Here is a 7,719-nt window from a genome sequence, read left to right on the forward strand (position 1 = left end):
CACAGTTTTTATTACAGTCTCCTTTTTTAGTTGTCTTAACGAAATTTTTTGTGTTCAAAGTATGTGTATTTACTCACACATATCCTTTTTGAAGGATATTTATTTTGTTAACTAGACTCTCATTTAGACACATGTGATTTAAGATTACTGCTTTATTTAATGGTTTGAATCGTTTTACGAATATTTTCATGAAGAAACTTATATCGTTAGCGATTTTTTGACTATCTTTTAGGGTAAGGAACAATTATTGGCCACCTTTTAGTGATTGGCATTAGGTTTACGCCCTGGAGAAATAAATGAATTTGCTAAAACGCTTATCCATTTTACAACTGACCGTTATTAGCTCTCTCGCCCTGATTCTTTTTATTTTTATCTTACTTGCAAAAGTGGCAACTCAGTATTGGCATGATTACACCTCTACAACGCAAGATATTGAATACATCAAACTATTAGATGCTATAGAAAAGATTGCTCACCATCATGCGGTCGAGCGTGGTTTGTCAGCAGGTTACTTGGGTAATCCAACCGCAGACAAAAAAAGACTTGTGTCAGCTCAACGTACAAAAGCCGACAACGCAGAAAAAGTCGTGCGAGATTTATACTCAGGGCAGTTTAGGGATGACGAAAAAGTTAAAAAATGGCTCCCTTTTCTATTTAAAGAATTGAATGAAAAGCCTTCAATCAGGCGTGAAGTTGACAACCAAAATAGCAAAAATGCATTTAAGTATTATAGCCATTTAAATCAGATAGCCATTGATACAGCAACGCGTATGCAAGCTTATATTAGTAATAGAGATCTGGCATCTAAACTGTCCATCGCATTTTTACTCGCCAAAAGTAAAGAGCGTAAAGGACAACTTAGAGGGAAAGTGAATGGCGTACTTGCTAAACAGCGGATCAATTCGCAAATAAGAGGTGAACTAACCTATTACCAGACTCAACTTGCTATTTTGAAGGAGCAATTAGAGACGTCTTTAGAAGGTGCGCAGCTTGAGGGATATCAAAGGGCCATGTCTGACTCCAGCGCCAGAGAGCTTGATAGAGTCATTAATTATTTAATTGAAGAAGATAATCCAGATTTTTCTACACTGATGTCGAGTAGTGATTGGTTTCCAAAAGCAACCAACCAAATTGTTGCGGTAAAAAAGATTCTAGACAAACAATGGCTTAAAACGGTCGATCACAGCACTGCTGTCAAAAGTGACCTTGTTAGTCAAAGCTGGTTTATTACGGTATCGTTCATCCTAGCAATGAGCGTGATTGCAGTCATAAACATGCATTTGGTCACATCACTCAAGCATGAGTTGTACCATTTAACTGGCATCTTAGAAAAAGTTGCTAATGAAGGTGATTTGACCCTGGATGTGCGATTGAAAACCAGTGACGAGCTTGGACAAATATCCGAGTCTATTCATAACACAGTATATGCATTCAAAGATCTACTATTAGGGCTCTCAAAGTCAATTAATGTCGGTACAGACTTAGGTGAGAAAATGGACAAGGCAGCAAGCCATGTGAACGAAGATGCTCAGCGCACACAATCAATGGCATCGAGTATTGCTGCTGCGATTGAAGAAATGGCCGCAACTAGTGAAGAGATTGCACGTTCTGCTTCAGACACCTTGGCTGCAAGCGATCAATTAAATAACGAATCACAAAAACTACTTGAGGACAATCAACGAAACTTAGACGCCATGAATGCCCTATCTGAACATATGGATATGGTTAACGAGATGGCTGCGAAAATGGAAAAGCAAGTTGCTGAGATCAACACTATTTTAGATTCAATTCGAAGTGTTGCAGATCAAACAAATTTACTGGCGCTTAATGCTGCAATTGAGGCTGCGAGAGCTGGTGAGCATGGAAGAGGTTTTGCGGTTGTTGCAGACGAAGTACGTGGACTTGCTAATAACAGTAAGGAGTCGTCAGAGCAAATATCTTCGCTACTTAGTAATTTAAACGAAATCAGTCAAAGTGTTGTTAACGCCATCAAAGAGAATACTCAACTTGCTAGCGAGATAATGAACGAAGTTGAGGAAACACGCCTTGTTTCTATGCAAGTTAGTGAACACAGTAATAATGTTGAACAACTTACCACATCAGTTGCAACTGCTGCGCAGCAACAGTCAACGGTTGCACAAGATATCTCAACCAATACATCGGCTGTATTAGAAGCGGCAAACGATGAACTTGAAACATCCATTGCGCTTAAAGCACTTTTTGAGGACATGAAGTTGAACAGTGATACGCTGCAAAGAACGATGGATAATTTTAAGATTGACTAGCGCTCAATTCGCTTTTGAAATTTTAGGCTTTTGATATGTAGTTGGTTAAAGGCCTTTTCTATCTTAAGCCCCCTACTAATAAAATTAATTCTTATTCTCAATTATTTTATGTAAACACTTTAATTGGGTTAAGTAAAATGATAGTGTTGCTACATTATCACATAACAATATGGTTTTATGAGCGTTAATTCAGAAGTAAGTGTCCCTGCCACAAGCACTAAATACCTCATTGATGACTCCGCGAGCATCCTTTCAAAAATTTATGAGCCAGATACGGCTTTAACTTGTTTTTGCAGCCCTGCAAACTGGGCTAAAAGTAATGCTGCAATTCATTATGTTAAAAAGGCATCAGATAACTATTTTCAGTATCAGGGTGCAATTGAGAGCGAGTTGTTTGAACAGGTGGAGAGTTTATTTTCTGCTACAACGCATGGTGATTTACTTTTTGAACATATCGAGTTAATGCTGTTGATGTTTCAAGAGCTATTTGAACCGAAAGAGATTGGTCTGCGGATATTGCCATGCACTTATTCATTGAGCCCAGCTTTTCATTTTCAAAATGGTGTTGTGAAAATGATATCAACACTAGGTGGCAGCGGAGAAAGGTGGGTTGAAAAAGAATTTGTGCAATATCACCCTTTAGAAAAAAATCAGCTTGCGCCAGCAATAAAGGAACCCAGAGAGTGTGATGTTAATACACTTTGCAATGGTGATATAGCCCTTGTTAAGGGGAAAAACTGGCAAGATCAAGAACACAATGCGGTAGTTTGTTCATCCCCTGCTTTTGATACCAATGAATCAAAACTTTGTATTTATATTGATTATTTGAGCTAACTTGATTTGAGAATACTTAATGAAAGAAGAGAGAAGCTCTTCTTTCAAATGTTACTTCTATTTATTTTGCTTGGCCTGTCCAGCTCCAACCCGGATACAATTTACCATTTACGTTCGCATTGTTCCCTATAATGATAGACAGTGGCTTATCTACCGCTTTCCAGTTGTATGCTTTTGAATGCTCGAGTTCAAAAACCACATTGCCCCAGAGTGAATATGGTCCAGCTACCGTTGATTCTTTGTAGGCTGCAAAGTGGCTTTGCCCGCCCATCATGATTTCACCAGCTCGACTTCTGTTATTTATCTCTGCTGCGCCTTTACTCCAAATCATCAATTGACTGATGTTACTTTTATTGTCAGCTAAAAAATAGCCATTCCCCGCCACTTGAACAGATTTAAAGTGATTGCTATCAGTCGACTGCCCTGCAGACGTATCGTAGATTTCTAGCCTCATTTGATCTGTGTGCTTGTTAAATTCAACATATGAGCTGCCGTATACGCCAATAGAGTTACCAGACATATTTTTAAAGTATGCAGTGCTGTTGTCTGTAACCGAAAATTGCAAAAATGCAGCATCTTCAGCAGATTTTGCATTCGTGGTAACGTGGTCAAATTTTACCAAACTATTTGCTTTCAACTCAACGGCAGACATATGATTTGGTACATCAATATTGATATTTTTGAGCACAAAATCACTAGCTTCCACTAAGACGGCGCTTTTTTGAGTATATTCTTGATTATGCCGAACTCGAATTGACCCTGTACGCCCTTCGTCATTTTGAATTTCGAAATGGCTTTGCACTATGCTAATCGGGCCATTACATACACCAGAAACTGTAAATTGAACTGATTTGGCTAAATAGGCTTTTTCCACCGCTTGACTAAGTGCAGTTGGATCTTCATTACAATCAATATTTAGATCAAGACGTTTGATAATTTCAGTGTCACCAATAGAATTATTACCTCCTAACTCATGGGAATACACGTGCTGACTAGTCATTAACCCCAGAGGTAATAATGCTAATTTAATCAATTGATTAGTTTTCATTTAATCGTCCTTATATCAAATTTACTTTACATGTTGTTGTACAACTAATACTTACTATTAGTTGTTATTCAAAGCTTGTTTCTAAGCTGTATCCATATTGAATCGATACCGCTTTTCTGCAGCAGCTTTTAAGTTAGTCAAATTGTTTGACTATTAGACATTAACGTAAGAAAGCTTTTTAGGTCAAAATTTAATCGATAACTGAGGTGTAATAATTGTTATAAGGTATCATAAATCATTTTATTCATGATTCTGAAATATTAGATTAGATAGAGTTGTATAGAATAGGTATGTTCTGACAGATTTTTTGTATATGCCTTTTCAGGTACTGGTTGACATTATTTGTTAGCCATCATTAAAACTCATCACTAAGATGAATTAATTGCTAAGTAACAGCTTCAATAAAATCAAATTCCACATTAAAAAATCACATTAATATTACAATTGAAATATTTTTCATATAAAGTTGCATCCTTAATTACTAAATAATTCATTAAAAAACACGGTAAACGGAAATAACTATGTTCAAAAAATCCCTAATTGCTTCTGCGATTGCATGCTTCTTAATACCTGCTCATGCCGAAGTGCTCATTTCTGAATATGTTGAAGGTAGTAGCTATAACAAAGCGATAGAAATCTATAATAATAATGAGACTGAGGTCGACTTAAGTAACTATCGTTTGCAGTTTTATTTCAATGGTAATACAACAGCAGGTACGAGTATTTCATTGGAAGGAATGCTTGCAGGAAAACAAACACATGTTTTGGTGCATGCTAGGGCGAGTGAAGAGTTACGTTTAAAGGCACAGCAACAAAAAGATGGTAGCTGGTTTAATGGCGACGACGCGATTGTTTTGACTAACAATGGTGTCGTTGTAGATAGCATTGGCCAGATAGGCGTTGACCCTGGCTCTTCTTGGAGTGACCAAGGTGTTTCAACAAAGGATAAAACACTGATCCGTTTTGCATCAGTAGCGACTGGCGATGTAGTAGCAGATGACGAGTTTGTCCCTTCTGTTCAATGGGAAGCGCTTCCTAAAGATGATTTTTCTAATATCGGGTTCCATAACTCGACTGATCCAACTGAGCCACCAGCGCTTGAATGTGATTTAAATAACACATTGATCTCTACGATACAGGGTGATGGTGCACAAAGCACACTAGTTGGTGAACAAGTTGAAATACAAGGTGTCGTTACAGCCTCTCTGGTACGTGATGACCAAATGAAGGGCTTCTTCATCCAAGAAGAGGCGTTAGATCAAGATGACAACCCGCTTACGTCCGAAGGTATATTTGTTTCTCATCAAGATCTTTCTATCGTCGAAGGTCAAGTGTTGAAGCTTGCAGGTACAGTCAGAGAGTCATACGGCCAAACTCAAATCTCTAGCGTTACAGGCCTTGTTACTTGTGGCACTGATGCAGTGATCAGTGCGGATATCACGATTCCAACTGAATTAGGCCTTGAAGCCTACGAGGGCATGTTTGTAAACATCACAAATGAACTCGTTGTAAATGATACATATGGCTTAAAGCGATACGGTGAAGTTAAACTCGGTTCTGAGCGTTTATTCCAAGGCACTCAAGTAGCACTGCCTGGTGAAGCGGCTAATGAAATCGAGCGCCTAAATATAACGAAAGAAATTACACTTGATGACGGGTCATCACAACAAAATCCAGAGGTGATCCCCTACCCTTCACCAGAATTGGATGCATATAATACGTTGCGTCTTGGAGATAAGGTATCAAGTATTGAAGGTGTAATTGGTTATGGATTCTCGCAATACCGCATTCATCCTACGGTTGCACCGAACTTCATCTCATATAATTCTAGAACAGACGCGCCTCAAATCGAAAAGCAAGGAAACTTGAGATTGGCAAGTATGAACGTTCTGAACTTCTTTAATGGCGATGGTTTAGGTCGCGGATTCCCAACTGAACGCGGCGCTGACTCGGTTGAAGAGTTTGAGCGTCAAAAAGCTAAACTTATCTCTGCCATTATTAGGTTAGATGCAGATGTTATTGGTTTACTAGAATTGGAAAATGATGGCTTTGGAGAAACTTCAGCCATCGCAGAGTTAGCAAACGTGTTAACTAACGCGGATAGTAACAACACTTACGATTACGTTAATTTTGGTACTGATAATGTGGGTACTGATGCCATCATGTCTGGGATTATTTACCGTACCAACAAGGTGAAGGAAGTCGGTACGCCGGCATTTACAGACGCAGTTCCTTTTGACTATGGTAACAGGCCTCCTGTTGTGCAAAGTTTTGAAGATATATCTACGACAGATGTATTCAACGTTGTTGTTGCACATTTACGTTCGAAAGGAAGCTGTAGTAAGGCGGAAGGTCTAGATCAAGATCAAAGTGATGGTCAAGGCTGCTGGAACCAAACACGTGTTACGGCTGTAAACGAGCTTCATGCTTGGCTATCTAGCAATCCTACGTCTGTTGTCGATGAAGATACGGTTATATTAGGTGATTTTAATGCTTATAACATGGAGGACCCAATCAGCCAGATGACAACTAATGGCTACGCTAATTTACGTAATGTGATTAATGGTGATGCTACAAGCTATTCTTATGTTTTCAAGGGCCGTTTAGGTAGTCTCGACCATGCTTTTGCCAGCGATTCTATGACGCAAAAAGTACTTGGTGTGGCGGATTGGCATATTAATGCTGACGAACCTGTTGCGCTTGATTACAATACGGAATACAAATCAGACAAGCATCAGCAGTCTTTATATGCTGAACATGCCTACCGTTCATCAGATCATGATCCAATCGTGATTGATATACAAACGCAAGACCCTTACCCTGTTATTGAAGGCACAATTGATAACATTTACGGTTGGTTTTGGTGGCAGCGCACTTCTATTGAAGTACCAGAGGGTTACAACAATCTGGAGGTAACAATTGAAGGTCAAGGAGAAGCAGATTTATACTTAAGACATAAACGTAAGCCAAGGTTTCACAAGTTTGATTGTCGTCCATACCTATGGGGTAGTAACGAGAAATGTATTATTAATGATGTAGAAGAAGGTATTTGGCATATAGGCTTAAGGGGCTTTTTGCCTTATCGCAATGTAACGTTGAATTATAAAATTGTTCGTAACTAAATTTCTAAATGCTATAAGTAAAGTTATTCAACGATAAACTTGTATTTCATCAAATAAACCTGATAGCCCTCTAAATTATCACCGTTCAATAGAGGGCTATTCTTGCCATTTCATTTTCAAGAGTTCCCCGCGATTTAACTAACCTGCGCATTACTGAGGTCTAATCCTGATATGCACTCAGAATCCTATTAGTGATTAGTTTGTAGTAGCTTAAAAATATGAAAACAACGAGTGAATGAAGTTTGACCTGATAGGGGCATGAATGAATTTAGATGTTGATTTAAGCTTGCTCAGTCTATTTTGTTAAAATTTTAAGTTGTTTAATTAATTGAATTTACGTGAGGCAGTAATGGGCAGTTTAATTCCCAATTCGCTTTGTCATTAATGAATGCCCGTAAATACTTCCTCCAGGCCTTGTTTCCTAAATATT

4 protein-coding genes are annotated in these 7,719 nt (G+C 38.4%); 3 read left to right on the plus strand and 1 reads right to left on the minus strand.

Going from position 1 to position 7,719, the window contains the following annotated elements; all coding sequences use genetic code 11:
• The first annotated feature begins 296 nt into the window (after positions 1 to 296).
• Positions 297 to 2,285, plus strand: coding sequence for a methyl-accepting chemotaxis protein (locus tag N477_RS25440; RefSeq protein ID WP_063363919.1), 1,989 nt, complete (start codon positions 297 to 299; stop codon positions 2,283 to 2,285).
• Between the two features lie 177 nt (positions 2,286 to 2,462).
• On the plus strand, positions 2,463 to 3,119 hold the full coding sequence (locus N477_RS25445) for a DUF1826 domain-containing protein (RefSeq protein ID WP_063363918.1): 657 nt from the start codon (positions 2,463 to 2,465) through the stop codon (positions 3,117 to 3,119).
• Between the two features lie 61 nt (positions 3,120 to 3,180).
• On the opposite strand, the gene N477_RS25450 is transcribed toward N477_RS25445, so the two are convergent.
• Positions 3,181 to 4,167 carry a hypothetical protein gene (locus N477_RS25450; RefSeq protein WP_063363917.1) on the minus strand — a complete coding sequence of 329 codons (987 nt, stop codon included), beginning with the start codon at positions 4,165 to 4,167 and terminating at the stop codon, positions 3,181 to 3,183.
• A 521-nt stretch (positions 4,168 to 4,688) separates the two neighbouring features.
• On the opposite strand from N477_RS25450, the gene N477_RS25455 reads away from it, so the two are divergent.
• The gene (locus N477_RS25455; protein ID WP_063363916.1) at positions 4,689 to 7,289 is read left to right on the plus strand and encodes an ExeM/NucH family extracellular endonuclease; all 2,601 of its coding nucleotides are present in this window, start codon (positions 4,689 to 4,691) and stop codon (positions 7,287 to 7,289) included.
• Positions 7,290 to 7,719: the final 430 nt, after the last annotated feature.

This window comes from Pseudoalteromonas luteoviolacea H33-S, assembly GCF_001625695.1.
GTDB classification, from domain to species: domain Bacteria; phylum Pseudomonadota; class Gammaproteobacteria; order Enterobacterales; family Alteromonadaceae; genus Pseudoalteromonas; species Pseudoalteromonas luteoviolacea_B.

Coding starts and splice junctions, on each gene's coding strand:
- N477_RS25440 (WP_063363919.1), top strand. CDS start 297: ATGAATTTGCTAAAACGCTTATCCATTTTACAACTGACCGTTATTAGC.
- N477_RS25445 (WP_063363918.1), top strand. CDS start 2,463: ATGAGCGTTAATTCAGAAGTAAGTGTCCCTGCCACAAGCACTAAATAC.
- N477_RS25450 (WP_063363917.1), bottom strand. CDS start 4,167: ATGAAAACTAATCAATTGATTAAATTAGCATTATTACCTCTGGGGTTA.
- N477_RS25455 (WP_063363916.1), top strand. CDS start 4,689: ATGTTCAAAAAATCCCTAATTGCTTCTGCGATTGCATGCTTCTTAATA.